General features: G+C 46.5%; 29 protein-coding genes. 10 read left to right on the top strand and 19 right to left on the bottom strand.

Going from position 1 to position 20,810, the window contains the following annotated elements; all coding sequences use genetic code 11:
* From HY200_04700 to HY200_04675, 6 genes are all read right to left on the bottom strand, one after another.
* Positions 1 to 262, bottom strand: a 262-nt coding sequence (locus HY200_04700) for a SurA N-terminal domain-containing protein (protein ID MBI3594236.1), incomplete at its 3' end; no start/stop codon positions are given.
* Positions 238 to 1,308 (bottom strand): hypothetical protein, encoded by a 1,071-nt coding sequence (locus HY200_04695; GenBank protein ID MBI3594235.1) that lies wholly within the window; start codon positions 1,306 to 1,308, stop codon positions 238 to 240. The genes HY200_04700 and HY200_04695, both read right to left, overlap by 25 nt.
* Positions 1,305 to 1,808, bottom strand: coding sequence for a hypothetical protein (locus tag HY200_04690; GenBank protein MBI3594234.1), 504 nt, complete (start codon positions 1,806 to 1,808; stop codon positions 1,305 to 1,307). The genes HY200_04695 and HY200_04690 overlap by 4 nt, the downstream gene beginning before the upstream one ends.
* Positions 1,757 to 2,185, bottom strand: coding sequence for a hypothetical protein (locus HY200_04685; protein ID MBI3594233.1), 429 nt, complete (start codon positions 2,183 to 2,185; stop codon positions 1,757 to 1,759). The genes HY200_04690 and HY200_04685 overlap by 52 nt, the downstream gene beginning before the upstream one ends.
* A 187-nt stretch (positions 2,186 to 2,372) precedes the next feature.
* Positions 2,373 to 3,182 (bottom strand): cytochrome c3 family protein, encoded by an 810-nt coding sequence (locus HY200_04680; protein ID MBI3594232.1) that lies wholly within the window; start codon positions 3,180 to 3,182, stop codon positions 2,373 to 2,375.
* A gap of 175 nt (positions 3,183 to 3,357) precedes the next feature.
* The gene (locus HY200_04675) at positions 3,358 to 4,515 is read right to left on the bottom strand and encodes a hypothetical protein (GenBank protein MBI3594231.1); all 1,158 of its coding nucleotides are present in this window, start codon (positions 4,513 to 4,515) and stop codon (positions 3,358 to 3,360) included.
* Positions 4,516 to 4,632: 117 nt separating this feature from the next.
* On the opposite strand from HY200_04675, the gene HY200_04670 reads away from it, so the two are divergent.
* Positions 4,633 to 5,265 (top strand): type II secretion system protein, encoded by a 633-nt coding sequence (locus tag HY200_04670; GenBank protein MBI3594230.1) that lies wholly within the window; start codon positions 4,633 to 4,635, stop codon positions 5,263 to 5,265.
* A 7-nt stretch (positions 5,266 to 5,272) separates the two neighbouring features.
* On the opposite strand, the gene HY200_04665 is transcribed toward HY200_04670, so the two are convergent.
* The 6 genes from HY200_04665 to HY200_04640 all read right to left on the bottom strand — a co-directional run bounded on the left by HY200_04665 (position 5,273) and on the right by HY200_04640 (position 10,046).
* Positions 5,273 to 5,719 (bottom strand): 50S ribosomal protein L9, encoded by a 447-nt coding sequence (locus HY200_04665; GenBank protein MBI3594229.1) that lies wholly within the window; start codon positions 5,717 to 5,719, stop codon positions 5,273 to 5,275.
* Between the two features lie 20 nt (positions 5,720 to 5,739).
* Complete coding sequence (locus tag HY200_04660) at positions 5,740 to 7,122, bottom strand: NAD(P)(+) transhydrogenase (Re/Si-specific) subunit beta (GenBank protein ID MBI3594228.1); 1,383 nt, start codon at positions 7,120 to 7,122, stop codon at positions 5,740 to 5,742.
* Between the two features lie 5 nt (positions 7,123 to 7,127).
* A complete protein-coding gene (locus tag HY200_04655) occupies positions 7,128 to 7,415 on the bottom strand; it encodes an NAD(P) transhydrogenase subunit alpha (GenBank protein MBI3594227.1) in 288 nt (95 codons plus the stop codon).
* A gap of 30 nt (positions 7,416 to 7,445) precedes the next feature.
* A complete protein-coding gene (locus HY200_04650) occupies positions 7,446 to 8,585 on the bottom strand; it encodes a Re/Si-specific NAD(P)(+) transhydrogenase subunit alpha (protein ID MBI3594226.1) in 1,140 nt (379 codons plus the stop codon).
* Between the two features lie 199 nt (positions 8,586 to 8,784).
* Positions 8,785 to 9,204, bottom strand: coding sequence for a hypothetical protein (locus HY200_04645; GenBank protein MBI3594225.1), 420 nt, complete (start codon positions 9,202 to 9,204; stop codon positions 8,785 to 8,787).
* Entirely contained in the window at positions 9,195 to 10,046 is an 852-nt protein-coding gene (locus HY200_04640; GenBank protein ID MBI3594224.1) for a sirohydrochlorin chelatase, read from the bottom strand. The genes HY200_04645 and HY200_04640 overlap by 10 nt, the downstream gene beginning before the upstream one ends.
* A 173-nt stretch (positions 10,047 to 10,219) precedes the next feature.
* Between HY200_04640 and HY200_04635 the strand changes: the two genes are divergently transcribed.
* Complete coding sequence (locus tag HY200_04635) at positions 10,220 to 10,927, top strand: hypothetical protein (protein ID MBI3594223.1); 708 nt, start codon at positions 10,220 to 10,222, stop codon at positions 10,925 to 10,927.
* A gap of 1 nt (position 10,928) precedes the next feature.
* Here the strand turns inward: HY200_04635 and HY200_04630 are convergent, their stop codons facing one another.
* The 7 genes from HY200_04630 to HY200_04600 all read right to left on the bottom strand — a co-directional run bounded on the left by HY200_04630 (position 10,929) and on the right by HY200_04600 (position 15,704).
* A complete protein-coding gene (locus HY200_04630) occupies positions 10,929 to 11,705 on the bottom strand; it encodes a hypothetical protein (GenBank protein ID MBI3594222.1) in 777 nt (258 codons plus the stop codon).
* The gene (locus HY200_04625; GenBank protein MBI3594221.1) at positions 11,702 to 12,523 is read right to left on the bottom strand and encodes an FTR1 family iron permease; all 822 of its coding nucleotides are present in this window, start codon (positions 12,521 to 12,523) and stop codon (positions 11,702 to 11,704) included. Before HY200_04625 ends, HY200_04630 begins: the two co-directional genes overlap by 4 nt.
* Positions 12,520 to 12,846, bottom strand: a complete 327-nt coding sequence (locus HY200_04620; protein ID MBI3594220.1) for a cupredoxin domain-containing protein — start codon at positions 12,844 to 12,846, stop codon at positions 12,520 to 12,522. Before HY200_04620 ends, HY200_04625 begins: the two co-directional genes overlap by 4 nt.
* On the bottom strand, positions 12,843 to 13,307 hold the full coding sequence (locus tag HY200_04615) for a transcriptional repressor (protein MBI3594219.1): 465 nt from the start codon (positions 13,305 to 13,307) through the stop codon (positions 12,843 to 12,845). The genes HY200_04620 and HY200_04615 overlap by 4 nt, the downstream gene beginning before the upstream one ends.
* 339 nt (positions 13,308 to 13,646) lie before the next feature.
* Complete coding sequence (locus HY200_04610) at positions 13,647 to 14,048, bottom strand: cytochrome c (protein MBI3594218.1); 402 nt, start codon at positions 14,046 to 14,048, stop codon at positions 13,647 to 13,649.
* A gap of 29 nt (positions 14,049 to 14,077) precedes the next feature.
* Entirely contained in the window at positions 14,078 to 14,665 is a 588-nt protein-coding gene (maf, locus tag HY200_04605; protein MBI3594217.1) for a septum formation inhibitor Maf, read from the bottom strand.
* Between the two features lie 4 nt (positions 14,666 to 14,669).
* Complete coding sequence (locus HY200_04600; GenBank protein MBI3594216.1) at positions 14,670 to 15,704, bottom strand: hypothetical protein; 1,035 nt, start codon at positions 15,702 to 15,704, stop codon at positions 14,670 to 14,672.
* A gap of 283 nt (positions 15,705 to 15,987) precedes the next feature.
* Between HY200_04600 and HY200_04595 the strand changes: the two genes are divergently transcribed.
* From HY200_04595 to HY200_04560, 8 genes are all read left to right on the top strand, one after another.
* Complete coding sequence (locus HY200_04595; protein MBI3594215.1) at positions 15,988 to 16,362, top strand: TraR/DksA C4-type zinc finger protein; 375 nt, start codon at positions 15,988 to 15,990, stop codon at positions 16,360 to 16,362.
* 81 nt (positions 16,363 to 16,443) lie between these two features.
* On the top strand, positions 16,444 to 16,662 hold the full coding sequence (locus HY200_04590; protein ID MBI3594214.1) for a hypothetical protein: 219 nt from the start codon (positions 16,444 to 16,446) through the stop codon (positions 16,660 to 16,662).
* Between the two features lie 109 nt (positions 16,663 to 16,771).
* Complete coding sequence (gmd, locus tag HY200_04585) at positions 16,772 to 17,734, top strand: GDP-mannose 4,6-dehydratase (GenBank protein MBI3594213.1); 963 nt, start codon at positions 16,772 to 16,774, stop codon at positions 17,732 to 17,734.
* Positions 17,735 to 17,760: 26 nt separating this feature from the next.
* The gene (ccmA, locus tag HY200_04580; protein MBI3594212.1) at positions 17,761 to 18,435 is read left to right on the top strand and encodes a heme ABC exporter ATP-binding protein CcmA; all 675 of its coding nucleotides are present in this window, start codon (positions 17,761 to 17,763) and stop codon (positions 18,433 to 18,435) included.
* Complete coding sequence (locus tag HY200_04575) at positions 18,422 to 19,099, top strand: heme exporter protein CcmB (protein MBI3594211.1); 678 nt, start codon at positions 18,422 to 18,424, stop codon at positions 19,097 to 19,099. Before ccmA ends, HY200_04575 begins: the two co-directional genes overlap by 14 nt.
* Before the next feature lie 13 nt (positions 19,100 to 19,112).
* Positions 19,113 to 19,826, top strand: coding sequence for a cytochrome c biogenesis protein CcsA (gene ccsA, locus HY200_04570; protein MBI3594210.1), 714 nt, complete (start codon positions 19,113 to 19,115; stop codon positions 19,824 to 19,826).
* A gap of 13 nt (positions 19,827 to 19,839) precedes the next feature.
* A complete protein-coding gene (locus tag HY200_04565; GenBank protein ID MBI3594209.1) occupies positions 19,840 to 20,334 on the top strand; it encodes a cytochrome c maturation protein CcmE in 495 nt (164 codons plus the stop codon).
* Positions 20,331 to 20,786, top strand: a complete 456-nt coding sequence (locus HY200_04560; protein MBI3594208.1) for a cytochrome c maturation protein CcmE — start codon at positions 20,331 to 20,333, stop codon at positions 20,784 to 20,786. The genes HY200_04565 and HY200_04560 overlap by 4 nt, the downstream gene beginning before the upstream one ends.
* Positions 20,787 to 20,810: the final 24 nt, after the last annotated feature.

The raw sequence follows: 20,810 nt of genomic DNA, 5'->3' as shown, positions 1-20,810 counted from the left end.
GCACAACGAGTTCTTTTCCGATGAGGTGATCCAGGACATCCCTTTTGATCTCGTCCAGTCTCTCTGGAGAAAATTCACGATGCCCTAAACTCGACTTCGATTTTTTGAGCTCTTCCTGGAACGCCGGGAAGCGAATGGGAGCACCATTGACTTCCGCAACAATTCGGGTCTCCTCTTGCTCCTCCGCAAAAATTCTAATGCCCGTTCCGCTTAAAAAAATAATGAAAATAAAAAATGCTATTTTTGATGACAACTTAAACATAGGGCGCTGCTTGCGTTCCGATCGTTCATATTGGCCCCGGGCCGGTTCGGATCAGGTGCCCGCAAAAATCGTGAATTGTTGACGGTCATGGGATTAACCGGATCCGTTAATGCCGGCTGTCCCAGTGGCCGGCTGGCTTCATGCGGATTGTGACACGACGCACATTCGATATAGGGCGTATCCGGATTGGTCGGATCGGATGGATAAGCCCGAAGCCGGTCTCTCTTGTCAGGCTGTAACGCGCCATCGCGGGTGATCCAGAAAACATGGTTGGTCCCCGAGCCCGCGGCATGTCCATCGCCGCCCGGCGCGATATTGATATTGGAGAGGATCTGGGTAAATTGAGGATCCGAGGCAGGAATCGCCATTCCGACCGGATGATCATCGGAAAGATCCGCCGTCAAATTGGGAAAGGGGGAAGTGCCTCCAATATTCCCGTTGGGAGTCGTTCCGTCAGATCCAAAAAAGATAAAGCCGCCCGCCGTGTTATCCGTTCGATTTCCGGGTTTAAAGGTTTTGAGGGAAGGATCGACACCCGGACCCGAAAAATTCAAACCGACATTGACGCCCGGCCCTCCGGACTGAAGTTTATTGCTGACAAAATAACCTCCTGATCCCGGAGCATTGATCAAAGAATCAAATGCGATCGTGCCATCGTGGCAAGAGAGGCAGGCCAGCGAAACGCCCTTCGGTTGACCCGCCTGGATCCCCGCTTTGTCAAAATTCGGACTGTCATAAGGAATAAACGAAGAAGAAAGCGGGAGCCTTCGATTCCACAAGGGAGCCGCCCCTCCTCCCACATCGAGCCGGCCGCCGTGCGGGGTATGGCAAAAGACACAGATGTCGCCGTTGAGATTATACGCTCCGCTTCCTGCCTGAATGTCGGGATTGACGGCAAGGTTATGTTTCGTATGAGCGATATCTTCGGATGCGGCGGCGCTTCCTGAAATCAGCAAAACAAGAATCCACGAGAGGAGAAATCCCGGCGATTTCGCTCCCTCACGAAGCAGATATTCCTGTGGGTCCTTGATGAAATATTTTTTCATTTTCGGGCTTGTTCCCTGGCTTTCCATTTTTCTCCCATAAATTGAAAAACATCAATGCGCTTGTTATATTGATCTGCAACAAAAATCTGATCGTTTTCATCGATCCATAAACCGGCAGGAAGGAAGAATTTTCCCTCCTCCTTTCCGAAATCGCCAAAAAAGAGGAGAAGCTCTCCTTCCTGATTAAAAATCTGTATATTGTTAAATGACGCATCGACCACATAAATATGGCCTTCGCTGTCGACACCAATCCCCTTTGCTTTTGAAAATTGCCCCAGGCCTGTTCCGACACTTCCAAACTTGGATAAAAAATGGCCATCTGCATCAAATATTTGAACACGGAAATTAAAAGTGTCCATCACATACACTTTCCCTTCCGCATCTAAAGCAAGATTGGTTGGAATATTGAACTGTCCATCGTTCACTCCCCTGCCGCCAAATTCGGAGATCAGCTTGCCATCATAATCAAAAATGTCGACATTATGTTTCTTGGTGTCCACCACATACACCCTTCGAAGTCGATCGGTCCGTCCAGACCGAGAAATTTAAACTCTTTTTTCCGGTAATCGAAGATCAGTATTTTCCGCCAGGCGGAATCCGCAATATAGACCCGCTCATTCCGGTCCGTATGTACGGCATAAGGTTTTTGAAGATGAACCAAAGGTTCTTTCCCGACCAGAAATTCTAATAGCGATTTCCCGAAACTCTTTTTTTCAACCTCCGCGGCCGATTCGATGGTTCTGACAAACTTGATTCTTGGAGGATCAGGTGGGAGAGGCCAGATGATCTCCGTCTTCTTAACCGGAACCGCGGAACAGGCCGCAATCAGCATCACCCCCACCACCACCCAACCCCATTGATATATTTTTATAGGCAACTTTTTCACCCTTTTCACTTCCATCGAGATTTTAGTAACACATCTTACTTTTCCAGACTGTTCAAAAGACATCAGTTGGTAGGCCGCAGGAGCGAGGCAACCGGAGCGTACAGAATCAGTACGTGAGGATTGCCGAGCGACGAGAACGACCCAAATGATGTTTTTTCAACAGTCTGCAGAACCACGTTTACTTGATGTGACAGGTCAGACACAGCGCACTATTCCTATTACTCGTCCTCAAGAACGGATCCCTCCCTTCGAGATTTTTTTCATCCGGATTATGTGGATCATGGCAGCTGGCACACTGCACTTTGTTTCCTTCAAAAGTTTGCACACCATTTGGAAACATTCGTCCCCCATCTTTCTTAACCAGCATCGGTTGATTAAATCCCGGGTCAAGATCGGTATTGGGATAGGCAATCGAAAAAGGATGATCATCTCGTAAGTCGCGTGCTAAATAACGTACTGTCGCATCATGGGCACCTCCGATTCCGGTCGCCCCGATACCACCATAAGCCCCTTCCAGACGATTGTGGCATTTTCCACAACTATCGGAACCGACTCCCCCCTCCTGGTTCATTTTGTAATGGACAGAAGCATCAAGCCATCCATGATATTTTGGTTTATTCACTACGGAATCAACCGCCACGCTTCCATCATGGCACGAAAGACAGGCGAGCGAAATGCCATCGGGCGACGGCACTTTGGAATCAAAATTGGGGCTGGAATACATCTGGTAGCCTGATGGATTCGGGAGATTCCGGTTCCACAATGGGGCAATCGGATTGCTGTTATGCGGCGTATGGCAATAGATGCAAGTTTCGCCATAATCATTAAACGTTGCTCCCTGCATCGGTCCCGTTTCCGTTCGATATCCCCTGAAATTGAGTGCGCTGAGATCATGACGTGACTTGATAATTGTCCCCCCGTCCACATTAATTGTGAAGAGCAAAAGGATTAGAAATGAAGTCAGTAAAAGGAGATATCGTCGATTCATAAGCGCAAATTAACAAGTAAATATGCAAAAAAGATACCGTTTCAACATCTCTTATTCTTTATTTTTTATAAATAAATCAAAGAGTTATTACAGTCTCCGGACGGGGCGAGACGACGTTTCTAAACGTGAGGATTAAGTTGCCACTCTGTTCCCAATGATTACTACTAAATGATGCCTATAACTGAGGGGTCAATCTTTCGAGTTTGCTGATCCCATCGAGCGTGCCGAACCATTTGGACCCCTTCTTATCTCTCGCGATGGTAAAGACGGAATCGTCGATGAGTCCATCTTCCCGTGTATATTTGGTCCACTCCGTTCCGTTAAAATAGCCGATGCCTCCTTCCGTTCCAATCCACAGACCATTGTCAGAATCCACAGAAATATCGGCAACAAAATTGCCCGGTAACCCATCCTTCATGGTAAAATTTTTCCAGACTTTCCCGTCAAACCGCGATAATCCCGCTCCCCACGTGCCAAACCATTTCGTCCCGTTTTGATCAATGGCCAAAGAAAGAATATAGTTCGGATTATACCCTTCAGCTTCCTTGCCGGGTGTTGACGCATGGTGCCTGCTGGCATTGACTATTTTTTCAAATTCAGGAATATCTTTCAGTTCAGCTCCAAGGCCATTCTGGTGAGTGAACGTCTCCCATCGCGTCCCGTCAAACGAATTGACTCCCCCTTCGGTCCCGAACCAGAGGGTTCCTTTCGGATCGATCCCCAATGAATAGACCCAGTTATCAACCAGGCCATTTTCCTTCGTAAACTTCATCCAGCGCTTTCCGTCATAAAGATTAACCCCTTTCCAGGTCGCCACCCAGAGCCTCCCTTTGGAATCAAAAAGTGTCTTATAAACAAAGGGATCGGCAAGTAACGGGACATTGTAGATTTTCTTAATCTCCCTTTTGCGCCCCTCCCCAATGATGACCAGTCCCCCTCCATGGGTTCCGACCCATTTATTGCCGTTCGAGTCAATTTCGATGGATGTCACGTCGTTTGAAAGAAGACCGCTTTTATTGTCGAATTTTTTAATCACTTTTTCGGTCGCCGTATCATAAACAATCACTCCTTGTTCCGTCCCTACCCAAATCAGGGGCTCTTCAAATGCAATCGCGTGAACACCGGCGTTTAACTGGTAATTTGTCCAGACAGGCAAGAAACGGGTTTTTGCAACGGACAGAGACTTATTGGACGAGGTTTGGATCTTGTTTTGAGCGGCTGGAGAATGACAGGAAAGAGAAGATAAACTGAAAAAAATGAATAAAAAAGCTAAAAAAAAATTCCGAACGGCGTTATAATAAAACGATAAATCAGTTCGGTTATTCAATGCCATTCTTTTTCCTGATATTACAAAGAAATCGGTATGATCGCTGTGGAATTCTACTCAATTTAAGAAAAACATGTCAATCGATATTATGAATAAGCGTTCCGTTTTGGCCTTGGAAATTGGGTGTTAGAAATGGTCCCTTTCCAGCCTATTCTAAAACGAATGGTTAAGTTCAATTGGAATACTGTCGCGGGCCGGGACGGGTTCAGCTACCTCTCTCTGATGGCGCTTATTGTGATCATCGGAATATCGTTAACCGGAGTCGCCTACCAGTGGAAAACGGTCGCCAAGCGTGAAAAGGAAAAGGAATTGTTATTTCGGGGGAATGAATTCAGATTTGCCATTACTCAGTATAAAAATCTGAATCCACTTAAGAGATATCCGCATTCGGTCGAGGATCTGATAAAAGATCCCAACAGCCCCGATTCAAAAAGATATCTGAGAAAACTCTATAAAGATCCCATAACAGGCGGCGAATTTGTCCCCATTTTTGATCCTGCCAAAGGTTTAATAGGTGTTCGGAGCGGAAGCACTGAAAAACCTTTGAAAACGTCTCACTTCAAAGTCATCGATCGCTGTTTTGAGGATAAACAACAATATCGCGAGTGGCTATTTATCGTCGAAATGCCTCTCGTAGTCCAAGCCATTGCGCGCCCGATTACGACGCCTGGCTCAGAGAGTGCGAATACCGGGGCTGTGCCCCTCCTCGCTCCTCCCTGCCCTACAATCGGTTCAATCACGGACGAACCAAAATAAAGGTGGTTCAGGCCAGCTTTTCGACTGATACTTTAAGATTGGCAATTACGTCTGAATGGAGCTTGACCGGAACAGGAAATATGCCAAGTTCTTTGAGCGGTTTTTCCAATAAAATTTTTTTCTTATCAATGGAAATCGATTCCTTTTCAAGGGCTTCAACAATATCTTGCGCAGTAACCGATCCAAATAATTTGTCTTCTTCTCCTGCCTGAACTTGAATGTGAAGCGTTACAGCCTGAATTCTTTCTCCAAGTCCTTCAGCTTCTTTTTTGATTTTCTTCAATTTAATATCAATAATCTTTCGTTCGTGCTCCAGTTCCTTGGTGTTTTTATCCGTTGCCAGAACCGCTTTTCGGTTTGGGAGCAGATAATTTCGGGCAAAACCGTCTTTCACTTCCACGAGTGTTCCCATCTTCCCTAAATGATCGACATCTTCCTTTAAAATCACTTTCATATTTACCCTCTCTTTTTGGATTATTCTTTAATCCCTTTTATAAACTCATTGACCGTCTTTTTCGCATCACCAAATACCATCATCGTATTGGGCCTTTCAAACAGTTCGTTTTCTATCCCGGCAAAACCCGGATTCATGCTTCTTTTGAGCACGATGATGGTCTTCGTGCTCTCCACATCGAGGATCGGCATCCCGTAAATCGGACTGGCAGGATTCGTTTTGGCCGCAGGATTAACCACATCATTGGCCCCGATGACCAACGACACGTCGCATTTTGAAAATTCTTCATTGATGTCATCCATGTCGTACAACTGCGGATAGGGAACATTGGCCTCCGCAAGGAGGACATTCATGTGGCCAGGCATGCGTCCCGCGACAGGGTGGATGGCATATTTGACGGTCACTCCCCTCTCTTCAAGCAGATCACCCAGTTCCCTGACGGCGTGTTGGGCCTGTGCCGCGGCGAGACCATAGCCGGGAACCACAATGAGCGAACGGCAGTTCTGCAGAACCGTAACCGCATCTTCAATCGAAAACTCCTTGACTGCGCCTCTCGGACCTCCCGTGGCACCGGAAGCTGCTGCTTTCTGTTTCTGGGCCATCGCGCCGAACATCACATTGATAACCGACCGATTCATTCCTTTGCACATGATATAGGTCAGGATCATTCCGGAAGAACCCACGATCGATCCGACAATAATCAAGACATTGTTATTAAAAAGAAATCCGGTCACGACCACGGCAATTCCCGAGTAAGAATTGTGAAGCGAAATGACCACAGGCATGTCTGCTCCGCCAATGGGTAAAACGAGGGTAATGCCGAGAATGAGAGAGAGGACATTAATCATGATGAAAGAAAAATTGCTGTCCGGCTGGTAAGGCAGATAGATGGAGTAACCGACAATACCGAGGAACATCAGGAGATTAAGCGGGTGCTGAAATTTGTACAGAATCGCTTTCCCGGTCATTAATTCGCGCAGTTTGGCGAACGCAATAATGCTGCCTGAAAAGGTACTGGTCCCCACAATCGCCGATAAGACGATGGCGGTGACGTCAAAGCCGTTTTGATTCGGAAACGTTCTGTAAAATTCGGTAATGCCGATCATGGCGGAGGAGATACTCCCAAATCCGTTTAACATGGCCACCATTTCGGGCATTTCGGTCATCTTCACCATTCGGGCAAACATTAAACCGATTCCCCCGCCGATCACCGCCCCGATAAGAATGGTGTTAAAAGTTACAATCTCCTTATTAAGAAGGGTCACGGTGACAGCAAGAAAGATCGCCAGCGTGGAGAAGAGATTTCCGGAACGGGCCGTATCCGGGTGTCCAAGGCGTTTAATTCCAAGAATGACCAGTGCGGATGATATGAGGTAAACAATATTAATGATTTGGCTCTGCATATCTTTTATTTTTCCTTCTTCCTGAACATTTTTAACATGCGATCGGTCAGCATAAAACCTCCCACCACATTGATGGCCGCGGAAATGACAGCAAGGAGTCCGAGAAATTTTGTGATCATTCCCCCTTCGTGACCGGCGGCGACCAACGCTCCCACAAGGGAAATTCCGGTGATCGCATTGGTACCTGACATTAAAGGCGTATGAAGCGTTGGCGGAACTTTACGGATCAATTCAAAGCCAACGAAGCTGGCCAGCATCAAAACATAAATGTCAACCATCAAGGGAGATAACATAAATTCTTTTCCTTTCTGCGTTAGAAAAGCTTATTTTGCTTTTCCGAATATCACTTCGTGGTTATGGGTAATGATCGAACCCTTCGTAATCTCTTCATTCAAATCGAGTTTGAATCCTTTTTCGTTCGTCAAATGAAAAAAGAACTTTTCGATATTCCTTGAATACATCTGGCTGGCATGAAAAGGGAGGGAACTCGGAACATTGACAAATCCATTGATAATCACGCCATGTTTGATCACCTCTTTGCCTGCCTCGGTCAATTCGCAATTTCCTCCCTGCTCGACGGCCAGGTCGACGATACAAGAACCCTTTTTCATCTCTTTGACAGTGGATTCCGGAAAAAGGATGGGCGCTTTTTTCCCGTAAATCTGAGCCGTCGTAATCACCACGTCGGAGACGATGGCATGTTTCTTAATCAACTCGAGCTCTTTCTTATGACTCTCTTCCGATATCTCTTTAGCATAGCCCCCTTTGGTTTCGGTCTCCTCCTGGGCCAGTTCATCCATTTTGATCGCCTTCACCCCCAGACTTTCCGCCTGTTCGCGCGCGGCGGGCCGGGTATCGAATACTTCGACAACGGCACCCAGGCGTTTTGCGGTTGCGATGGCCTGCAAACCTGCGACACCCGCCCCAATGACGAGCACTTTTGCCGGAGCAATCGTGCCCGCGGCTGTCATAAACATCGGAAAAAACCGACCGATTGCATTGGCCGCAGTCAGCACCGCCTTGTAACCGGCGATCGTGGCCATGGAGCTTAATGCATCCATGCTCTGGGCCAGTGTCGTACGAGGGATGGCATCCATTGAAAAAGAAGTAATATTGCGAGCGGCGAGTCTTTTAATCAGGTCCGGATTGTTTACGGGCTGAAGAAAGGCAATCAGAAAACCCCCTTCCTTGATCAGATCCGCTTCATCTTTGCCGGTTTTCGGATTGGGAGAAGGCTTCTGAACTTTTAAGATGATTTCGCAATCGCCATAAAGGGCTTCTGCACTGGGAACGATTTTTGCTCCCGCCTTTTCATATTCGATATCAGGAATGATCGAGAGATCTCCCGCACCAGTTTCGATTTGTACTTCAAATCCCTTCTTGATGATCCTCTTGACTGACTCCGGGATGAGCGCCACCCGTCGTTCTTGAGGAACGATCTCTTTAGGAATGCCTATTTTCATTATTGAAATCCTTAAAAAGGTTAAACTTTTTGAAATTTGTTGAATCTATTGACAGATCCGCAAAAAGTTTGAATGTTACCTTAATTCTTTAAACGAAGTCAAGCAGGAGAATTGTGGAAATTTCGAGCGATGGAAAGCCTGCGGAGAAGGATTTTTCCAGTTAAAGCGAAATGGAGATGGATATGGTCGAAATCAAATCTTATCCGAACCGCTTAAGCGTCAATCGTTTGATCCGCCATCCCAGTAGAAACCCAAGAAGAAGGACCTTGCTTCCGCCCCAAAAGTGATCCATCCAGTCAAAATGGTACCGGTCAGGATTATATCGGCTGGCGACTCCTCCCATCACCACAGAAATCAGCCAGATTAAAACAGAGATACGAATCATGGTCAGATAAGGACTTTGCCTTTCGGCATCGGCAAACCAGGCGGCCAGAAAAAGGATAAACAAGGAAAATAAGGCGCCCGCGACTGAAAATGATAAAATGAGCAAGGGAATTGACCCGTCCAGCCCGTCATTTCTAAAGAGGTAATCCAGGCCGAAATTCAGTAGGCCCCAAAGAGCCCCGAAGGAAACACCCGTCCAGGAGAGTTCGGCAAGTGACATGTCCTTTAGCGGCATGAGTGAGGCTTTTCATTTAAGAGCATTTTTGAACCTGTTAACTCCGGAAACTGGATCTTGCATAAATCACAGTTCATCAACACAGGACCTTTCTTAATTTCGGCAAACCGCTCTTCGATTAATTCCAGAAATTGCGGATCTTTACCGAAATATTGACCCAATAGAATTTCAATCTCCTGATAAAGAGGCCGGCTATCAACTAATAATGCTTCGACCCGCTTGATCATCGCTCCAGTAAAGATGAAATAAGGCATTACGATGATTCGTTTTGCTCCCAATTGAACGCACCGTTTTATCCCAGTAGGAAGATCTGGCTCGGTCACGCCGATAAAACAGGTCTCAACCCATCCAAAGCGATGTTCCTCCCATAACAGACGAGAGACTTTATGCAGATCACTGTTGGCGTCGGGATCTGAACTCCCCCTCCCGATGATTAATACCGCGGTCTCCTCTCTTCCAAACGGCCTGGCACCTTTTTCAGTCAGATGAATCTGTTCACCCACCATCCTAAGGAGCGAAGAATGAATGCCAATGGGCGTACCATAGCGGTATTCCACATGGGGATGTCTGATTCGTGCCTTATGGATTACTTTCGGGATTTCAGTCTTGGAATGTCCTGCGCCAAAAAGAAGCAGCGGCAGAATCCAGACCGTTTTTCGGCCAGAATCACCGTACCCGTCGAGAACTTCTCTCATATTCGGCTCTGCCAACTCCAGGAATGCACCATCAATCCTTCTGGACCTGTTCTTTTTTCTCAATTTCTCGACCAGTTTGAGAAATTCCTCATTTCCTTCCTGATCGCGGCTCCCATGTCCAATGAGTAACCAGATCTCTTCTTTCATTAAAGAGTTCCTTATGGGCAAGATGATGAGCTGGATTCCCAGAGTACGTAGCTCAAATCATAGAAGAGCCCCGGGATGGAATCAACAGAAATCCCGTTTCAACTTGCAAACAGATTTATTCCTGTGTTACAAAAAGACCAGTTTTAACGAATTCTATTAGAAAGGAAAGTACGATGACCGTTCGATTTAAATTACCCTTGATCCTTTTTCTATTCATCACCTCCATCCCCCTCGCGGCGCAGGCATTCCCGATTGGAAATCCGACGAATCAGGCCTCTCCCCAGCAGTTGACCATCGGCCCGACGATCGACATTTATTCCCAAGATTTCAAGTCCAATGGATACAAGATTACCGGCAAGGGCGATCGCCTTCTTTTTAATTTTAAATACGGGATTGATCGGAATATGGGCTTTTTTGGAAATGCGGGATTTTCAGATGAAAGCATCGATTATGGAAGCGGAACCGCGGACGGGAAATATGGTCTCGGCGTCGAAATCGGAGCCAAAGCAACGTTAGGAGAAGTCAAGCGGGAACATATTAAATTTGGCGGGGGAGCCAAACTTGCGCTGGCTCGGAGTTCTATCGACTTTGGGCCCGGATTGAGCAGTGATGCCGATTGGAGCGAGTTTGGACTTTTTGGAGGTCTCAGTTTTGAAAACCAGCCGGAATTGACCCCCTATCTGGGTCTTCAAATTACGAAAACGACCACAAAAATAGCGGATCCACTGGGACCTGGTGGACAGACTGATTTTGACCAAGACGGGCTACTTGGACTATTTGGGGGACTTGATTTTAATATTCAAAAAGGGCTCTCACTCGGCATGGAGTTGAGAATTATTAGTGAGCTCTCGGCAACTTTGAACCTTAATTTTGCGCTTTAAATTAAAAGATCGTGGAATAACTAATCATGTTCTTAATGATCACCCGATCGCTCTCGGAGGTCATTCCCATTCCAATACCCGATTCCCATTTCCACCCGGTGCCGAAGTTGACTGAAAAACCCGGAAAGAGATAGTGGATATGTTTCGGACTGTTTTTCAACTCTCCGAACTCCCCAAAGAATTCAAGATCCGGGACAAAGGTGTGAAACATCCTCCAGTAAATCCCGGCGGCATAGGCCAATTCAATCCCTCCCGACACCTCGGGACCGCTGACCGGTTTGCTCAGGATCGGATTCAACCTGACAGACCATCGATCCACTGCTTTTTCCAGGAGAAGTCGGGCTTCCAGCTCCTCTGAGGGATTGTAGGCCTCGTTTGGAAGGGAATATTCCAGATAAATGGATGTATCCCAAAACCTTTCGTCTTCCTGGAAAATATGATAGCGAGCCAAAACCGCTTTTGCTCCGACATATTGAAAAGATTCTCCCTTTGGTTGTTCGAAATCCCCATATCCTTCGATCGTCAACCGGTCGGTGACACCATATTCCAGTTCCAGAGAATATTCCATTAAGTCCGATTTGCTGACCGGATTTCCCTTGAATGAATACGGTTGGCTGTTGGAGGAGGTATAGTTGTTCCAGAAAGAAGATTCGACTTCTCCTTCCGGCGCAGTCTGCGAGGGATAGACCTTAAATTCGCGAGTCGCGTTACCTTCTCCACTGAATAGAAAGAAGAACAAGACTAAAACGGCAAGACCCGAGAGTGCTCTTTGGATCATGCGCGCCTTAAATTTTGGCGGCGAATCCAGAAAATGATTGAGGAAAAATAAATGAAATAGACCAGAATTTCCATTAAGGTCGGTTTTGCCCGATACCCAAAAAGTCCAGAAAAGAGATGGCCGACCAGAGTCCGGTCATCCACCAGCCACGAGGAATCCCAAATCCGGGTCAAAAGTGGAGGAATAAATCCGGCGGACTCCAATTTGCCGACAGAGGCGACCAGCATTCCTGCAGACATGAACAGGAGGACTCCACCTGTAATCTGGAAAAACTTTTTCATATCCACGAGGTGTCCGAATCCTCTGAAAAAGAACCAGGCCATCAAAACTGCCAGCACAATACCGGATATTCCGCTCAACAAAGACAAGGAGAGAGAACTTGTTCCCTGGTTCTGAATAAAAATTCCCCATAAAAAGAGAACTGTTTCGATTCCTTCCCGAAAGACCCCTGTAAAAGCCAGAAAGGTAAGCGCCCAAAGCTTTTTCTGCTCCATCACGGCGTCAACTTTCTGATGAATTTTCCCCTTAATGTGCTTCGCCTGGTCCGACATCCAGATCACCATGTAAGTCAGAATCACCACCGCAAACAGAAGAATTACCGAACTAAATATTTCTTCTCTTCCCCCTTCGAATAAAAAGCTGAGCCGGGTAGAAAGATATCCAAAAAGGAGACTGGCAATGATTCCGAATATTACGCCCATATAAATAAAAATAAAGCTCTTCTCCTGTCCGATTTTCTTCAAATAAACCATCAGGATACCTACCAGAAGCGCCGCTTCAATCGACTCTCTCCAACTGATAATAAATGTTCCTATCATTCGACGATAATTCTCCCTCGTAAGGCCTGCGGTCCAAAGTCGCTGAAAAATTCATATATTCCCGGTTTGAGTCCTTTAAGCGCTATTTCCAAAGTTTTGCCAGGCAGTACCATTTTCTCCTTGTTGAGATCGCTGCTTTCAAACTCGACCGGAACTTTATCCTCGTTCGAAATCTGAAAAATGACTTTTGTTTCCGCTTTAATGCGAATCTCATCCGGTATAAACCTTTGATTCCGGATTGTAGTTTTTATCGTCGTTTCTCCTGCTCCCAGAGTCGCGCCAAATACCAATAAAAGTGCGAAAACATAAAACCTGGTTTTCATTTATTTTTCCTGAGTTTTTTTCCATGCGCTGTTGATCTGTGACACGTCTTGCAATATCCATACAACTCCAATTTATGCCGTTGGATGATAAACGAATGTTCTTTGGCCACCTGTTCCTGCAAATTTTCAATATCCATGTTTTCAAACTCAATAATCCGTCCGCAACTCAAACAGACCAGGTGATCATGATGACTATGATTTGAAACGATCTCATAGCGTGCCTGGCCGTCTCCAAACTCTCTCTCCTGAACAATCCCAGCCTGACAGAGGAGGTGGAGCGTCCGATAAACCGTCGCCAATCCGATCGACCGGTTCTTCCGGGTGCTCGCTTCATAAAGCTCTTCCGCCGAAACATGTCGTGGCAAGGTAAGGAATGTGTCCAGGATGACCTGGCGCTGGCGCGTCAACTTGAGTTGATGAACCTGAATATGTTTTTTTAGGATTTCAGCTTCTTTTTCCATAGCATCCGGCACAAAATCGTAAATTGAAATTGATAGCTATTCTCAATTTATCATAAAACATCGCTCCTGACAACCTCTTTTTCCTATTTATTTTCTTATGGACCAAAATGAGGAACATGTCGTGCCGCAGAATCGAGACGACGGAGGGGTATAGGGATATACGTTGACGAAGTCGAGATTCGAGAACACAGCAGGCACCCTTTCCCACTCAGGGGAATCGGCATAACGAGAAAGGGTTCATGCCAGGCCGCAGAATCGAGACGACGGAGGCGTATAGGGATATACGTTGACGAAGTCGAGACTCGAGAACACAGCAGGCACCCTTTCCCGTTTTGCCGATCAATAAACCTTATTTTCTTTCTGGAGCCAGCGTATATACGCAATAATTTCCTTCATGTCATCCTCTCTTATGCCGGGAATCGGTGGCATGTCTCCAAATTGCCAATGATGTGCCCTGGCTCCGTTTCGTGCGGCTAAAATAAAGGAGTCATCGCCATGGTGGTCCGGATGATAGATCGGGGAAATGAATGTCGGGCCTCTTTCGGTTCCCCTTCCTTTCTCGCCATGGCAGCCCGAACAACGGCTTAGAAAGAGCGTTTCACCTTTGAGAAGCCCGGACGGCGTCTCACCGATCACCTTCAAACCAACCGCTGCCGGAGATTCCGCCTGATTCTCTTTCGAACTGCATGCCATGAGCAGGATAAACGCAAACGAAATGAGACCAAATAAAGTTGCTTTCATCGCTGTGAACTCCTTTGTATTAACCAGGGTTAATTTTTATGGGAAACATTAAGGATCCCCGAATTTTCAAGCAGGATTTTGATTCGACGAAGCGGAAGGCCCATGACATTCGAAACTTCGCCTTCAATCCGGTCGACAAAGGTCGCTCCTTTGCCCTGAATCCCATAGCTTCCGGCTTTATCATAAGGCTCCGGGGTCGAAATGTACTGCTCGATCTCAGATGGGGTAATCGTCTTAAACCAGACTTCTGTTTTTTCAACTACAGACTCACAATAGTGCTGATTTGCACAGATCAATGCAACGCCGGTCATCACGACATGCTTTTTCCCTGAAAGGAGCTGCAGCATCTTTCGGGCCTCTCCTCCGGTCGCCGGCTTCCCCATCTTGACTTCTCCGACCACGACAATGGTATCCGCACCGATGACCCACGCTTCCTTTTTCCGACTCGCCACGTGATCCGCCTTCAATTGCGCAATTCTCCGAACATACGATTCATGGTCTTCGCCTTCCCATTCCTTTTCTGACACGTCAGAAGGAATAATTTCAAATGGGAGACCGAACCGGGAGAGCAGATCTTTTCTACGGGGAGAAGAAGAGGCGAGGATAAGTTTCTTAATGAATTTATCCTCCTTTTTTCAAGTCAAGATAAAATAGAAAGAACCATCCCATTAAAAGGACAAACCATCCCGCGATAAGGATGAATTCCAGAGTTGTTCTAAAAGAGATTGAAAAATTGTCGGAAGCCATAACGTAGACATCTTCCAGGATATCCAGTTTTTCGTTGATGTTTTTCCCCCAATCCTCAAGATGAAATTTCTTGGAGATCAAATGATAGAGTCGGGCTGAATACCAATCTCCGATCAGCTTGATATTCTGTTCAATTGACGCAGACTCCAGAATCGAAGTGGTTCGAATCTGGATGATTTCACGCAGGAGTCGTTTTAACAACTTGGATCCGAACAGGAATCCATTTTTTTCTCCGCTTAGAAAGGAAGCGGTGATTTTTAACCGGCTGTCCAGTTCGTCATCCAATATTCTGGATTTGAGTAGCTGGTAATTCGCGATTTCAAATAATTCGATATTGGGTTCAAAGTCTTCCTTCATATCCATGAGAAAAGCGCCATCCCAATCGACAATGGTCAAATCGTCCACACCATACTTGATTTGACTTTGAAGGGTCTGCCTGATTTCTTCCTCGTCCAGCGGATTTCTTTCATTTTTGAGGAGGCTGGCAATTGCTTCGCCATAGGTCTCGATAAATTTTTCTCTTGCTCCCGAATAGTTTGAAACACAGTAAACGCTGTATTCTTCGTCAAAATCAGGAAGGCAGCGAAATTCCGCCAAGACCTTTCGGCAAGACCCGAGAAGTGTCCTTTTCATTTCAAAAACTACAGGGGAAAGAAAGTCGTTGACCAAAACCGTCCCTTCCACAATGATGATATTCGGAAGATACGCTTTGACCAGGAATTGCGCTTCCCGTTGATCGATCTTTTCGTTCCAGACTTTGATTCCCTTCTGTTTCGGAATGACATCAGGATAATTGGGTGCTCTTCGAATCGATTTGCTTTCGCTGGTTTGGCTCGTTTCAAGATTAAGATCCGATTTTCCAACGATAAAAGTCACCAATTTCCCTGAAAAAGGGTTCTCTTTGTTCATTTTCATTTCCATCTTTAAATGATAGACTACCCCTCCAATAGAGTCAATGAACCGGAATTTCCAGAATCTCCTTTTAATTTGACTCTGGCTATAAACTTTGATATATTCCGAAGAATTCAAATTTCGACATCTTCGGAACTCACGGTGTTTTTTCCTAATTCGTGTTAAAAATCAATGAGTTGTATGGTAATTTGACATTGAGAATCCATTCCGGACGAATACGATCATGCCACGTGAATTGTGGATAAAATGGCATACCTAATTGACAGTCGAGGCTGATTTTATGACACAAAAACCTAAGAAAAATAAGTTTGAAGAAATCAAAAAAGAGCTCGAGAGACAAAAAAGCGCTCTTTTGGCCGAAGCGGGCGTGATATTAGGGGGGGGCTTGAATCCGGGAAGCGAGAATTACTCTGATTTGGGGGACCAGGCCACGGCAGTGGCAGATCAGAATTTTCTTCTCAGAATCAAGGAGAGAGAACAGAAACTGCTTAAGAAAATTGACGAGGCGCTGGAAAGAATCTCCGCGGGGAACTTTGGAATATGTGAAAGCTGCGGCGAGGAAATTTCAACCAAGAGATTGCTCGCCCGTCCTGTCACCACCCTTTGTATTGAATGCAAGACCCGTCAGGAACAAGAAGAAAAAATTAGAAAATAGCCACGTTTTCTCCTCCGGCTCCTCTCTCTTCCCTTCTGTTAAAAAAATCTGACGCCCCGTTAAGTATCATGAGACGTGCCCATGCCTGGAGTGAAAGGCTGTTTAGGATGTCTGGCTGCTCTATTTGGAATTTTGGGAATCTTTCTCGCGATAACCCTCAGCTTTTCATTTTATCTCATTCCCCTCGCGTTTTTGCTCTTTATCGGTTCTCTCATTCTCATTTCCCTCGCCTTAGGGCCCACGTCTCCCCCAAACCGGGGATCGAATAAACCGGATGACCCGTCCCGTGACGACACATAACAGGGAAAGGTAGTTGAATTTCAAAAGTATTTTGAATATCGGGAAAACAATGGTATTCTAATTTTTTTTATTGAGCGGAATAACCTAACAAGAGTTTGACGAGGGTCTGATGAAAAAAGCGTTGATTACAGGGATAACGGGCCAGGATGGCTCTTACCTTGCTGAATTCCTACTGACAAAGGGATACAAGATCTATGGTATGGTCCGGAGGTCCAGCGTCGAGAAATGGGATCGAATCGCCCATATCCTTCCACAGATTGAGCTGATTCAGGGAGATTTAACCGATCCTTCCTCTCTCGATGAAGCGGTTAAGATTTCCCAGCCGGATGAAGTCTATAATCTGGGTGCCCAGTCTTTCGTTCCGGCATCGTGGAATCAACCGATTCTGACCGCCGAAGTGGATTCCATCGGAGTGACCCGCATTCTGGAGTCCATTCGAAAACAGAAACCGGATGCCCGATTTTATCAGGCCTCCAGCAGCGAGATGTTCGGAAAGGTCAGAGATATTCCTCAAAATGAAAAGACGCCATTTTATCCCAGGAGTCCCTATGGGGTTGCTAAAGCGTATGGACACTTCATTACCGTCAATTATCGCGAAAGCTATGATCTTTTCGCCTGTTCCGGAATTCTATTTAATCATGAATCCCCCCGAAGGTGTCTGGAATTTGTAACGCGGAAGGTCTCCTGCGGCGTGGCCAAAATAAAACTGGGTCTGGAAAAAAATCTCCGGATGGGAAATCTGGACGCCAAGCGAGACTGGGGATTTGCCGGAGATTATGTTCAAGCCATGTGGCTGATGCTTCAACAGAGCGAACCGGATGACTACGTCATCGCAACCGGGGAGACCCATACCGTTAAGGAATTAGTCCAGATTGCCTTTGAAACCGTGGGACTTCAGTGGGAGGACCATGTCGTATCCGATCCCCTTTTCTTCAGGCCTGCCGAGGTGGATCTCTTAATCGGAGATCCTGGCAAGGCAAAGAGCAAGTTAAAATGGAATCACGGAGTGACATTTAAAGAACTGGTCCGGATCATGGTTGAATCTGACCTGAAAACCCTGAAAGATTCTTAATTTCTAGCCTCTCCCTTTATTCCCCTATGTCTATTTCCGGAGATCAGCTCATCAAATCTTACCAGCACCATCAGGTGTTGCGGGGCGTCTCATTTGAGATCCGGGAAGGGAGCTGTTATGCCCTGTTCGGTCCAAATGGTGCCGGAAAATCAACTCTGCTCAGAATTCTTGCGACCCTGATCCGTCCCACCTCGGGAAATTTCAAAATCCAGGGGTTTCAGGGCCTGTCCGAAAAAATGAAGGTCCGGGAGCAGATCTTTCTCATCGGACACGGCTCCTACCTCTATGATGATTTGACTACGGAGGAAAATGTTCAGTTTGCTCTTGAAATCAGAGGAATCTCTCCTTCCCGGCTCGAAATAAAAACCGCGCTGGATCGGGTCGGGATCGGTCCGTTTGCAAAGCTTAAAAGCCGCTTCCTCTCTGCGGGGATGAAGAAGAGACTTTCCATTGCGAGAGCCATACTCATTCGCCCCAAAGTTCTCTTATTGGACGAAGGGTATTCTTCTCTCGATGAGCGGGGCGTCGAGACCTTGAATCAATGCATCCGGGATTTTAACCGTGAAGGCATGACCATCCTCATGACAACGCATGAAAGAATTAAAACAGCCGAGGTGGCACATCAGGCGGGCGTCTTGATTAACGGAAATTTGAAAGAAATTTCTGTCAAGAGCCTTCTGGAGGAACATGCAATTTTTTAAGGTAATTCAATGGATCGTCTGGAAAGATCTGGTGAGTGAAATCCGAAACCGGGAAAACGTCTCCTCCATGTTTTTTTTCGCACTGGCCGTCATTCTCATTTTCAGTTTCAGCTTTTCAATGGATCAGGCGGCCACGAAAGAACTCATGCCTGGAATCATCTGGGTGGCATTCGGGTTTACCGGAATAATCGGACTCGGGAAATCGTTTCTGCCTGAAGTTCAGAATGACTGCATGGAATACCTCCAGATGGCACCGGTCTCAAAGGGAGCCATCTATCTCGGGAAATTATTTGGAAATATTCTCTTCCTGCTTCTGGCGGAAATCATCTTGTTTCCCCTTTTCATCCTTTTCTTTAATCTAGATATACTTGATAAACTCCCCATTATTCTGTTAATATTTTTAGTTGCGACAATGGGTTTATCCGCGCTCGGAACCCTTTTCTCAGCCCTGACAGTACAGATACGGGCACGAGAGGTCATGTTTCCCATCCTTCTTCTTCCTCTTGCTGTACCGGTTTTTATCGGTGCGGTTGAATCAACGCGGGGAGCGCTTAATGGGGATCCCCTCTATTTGTACCTGCAGTGGCTGGAATTGCTGGCCGTATTTGATCTGATCTTTATGATCGTTTCTTTTTGGGTTTTTGAATTCATACTGGATTATTAGGAGATTTTCCAAGATGCTTGCATCACGCTTTATCGGAAGATTGAGAAAAGTACAAAACTGGATCGCTCTGATGGCCGGCCTGTTTCTGGCCGTCGGACTTTATCAGGCGCTTGTCGTTTCCCCTTCAGACTACTACCAGGGAGAGGTCGTCCGTATTATGTACATTCATGTCCCCTTTGCAGAGGGGGCCATGCTCGCCTATACGGTGCTCTTTTTTGGAAGCCTCTGGTATTTATGGAAAAGGGATCCGGTGATCGACAATCTCTGTCATGCCTCGGCGGGTATCGGAATCCTCTTTACCACGGTGGCCCTGATTACGGGCTCAATCTGGGCGAAACCCACCTGGAACACCTGGTGGACCTGGGATCCACGACTGGTTTCCTTTGCAGTCCTCCTCCTTATTTTGATCGGATATATTATGCTTCGCTCATTCCTCGATGATAAGGAAAAAGAAGCCCGCTACTCCGCGGTCCTGGCCATCATCGGGTTTGTCGACCTTCCCATCGTCCATTTTTCCGTTGAATGGTGGCGTACGCTTCACCAGCCTCTCTCCATTTCCAGTCGTGGTGTCAGCATTGCCACCCCTATTCTGATCCCTTTAATTTGCATGTCAATCGGCCTCTATCTCCTGTTTGCGTATATGTTGATGGTTCGGACACAGATGCTCTATCTTGAATATCTGCTTGAAGCGAAACAGGGCCGCCTTCTGAGCGAGATCCAGTTGTAATGGACAGTATTTCGTGAAAAAATTCTATCTTCGCTGGAGCATCATTTTTCTGCTATGTATTGTGTTCAGCCTCATCGCCGGAAATCGTTACCTGAAAGAGGTGGCCGTCATATCTCCGGATGAGTTAGAGCAGAAGTCCGCCTCGATCCCGGTCCGGGTCCAGGGTCGAATTGAACCCGGAAGCCTGCAATTCGAATCAGGCCGGCAGCAGGCCATTTTTGAACTTTCCGGATCGCAACGCAAAATACCGGTCCTTTATACCGGGGACGATCTGGACAATTTAAGGGAATTTAAAGTTGTGGTCCTGGTTGGAACCTGGGATTCGTCGACTCACCGGTTTGAGTCCCGAAAAATGGCGCTCACGCCAAACTATGGTTTTATTACGGCGGCCTATTTCGTCGGATTAATACCTCTCTTATTTTTTCTTTTTAAGATGGAACGAAAAGTCGTCCTGTTGTACGATAGAATCAAAGAAGAAAAGGTTTATCAATCGGAAGAATCCGGATGAAATGGAATAAGAAAACAGGAATTATCCTCAGCATTCTGGTGATTGCCTCCGCGCTCGCCTACCTGATCTTTGGTAATTTTGGCAAGAACCTGGTCTACTTTTTTACCCCGTCTGAAGTGGCGGCATTTACCCAGGACCGTTACCATAAAAAAGTCCGGGTCGCCGGCCTGGTGGTTAAACAGAGCGTCAAGATCGACCCCCTGACCAAAAACATTACCTTTAACCTGACCGACGGCGCGGCGGTCATTCCGGTCACGTTCGAAGGAATCCCGCCGGATCTTTTTAAAGAAGGACAAGGGGCTGTCGTCGAGGGGTTCTGGGATGGAGATAAAAGACTCCATTCCCAGATGATTATGGCCAAACACTCTGAAGATTATATGCCTCCGGAAATGAAAAAAGGGGGAGCAGTCCTCCCCAAGAAGGATTTTTACAAGACCTTGAAGATGAATTAGCACGTTCTCCTGCCAGTCTGGTAA

It is taken from the genome of Nitrospirota bacterium (assembly GCA_016194305.1).
GTDB lineage: Bacteria > Nitrospirota > Nitrospiria > JACQBW01 > JACQBW01 > JACQBW01.
This window is presented reverse-complemented; position numbering and strand designations above follow the sequence as displayed.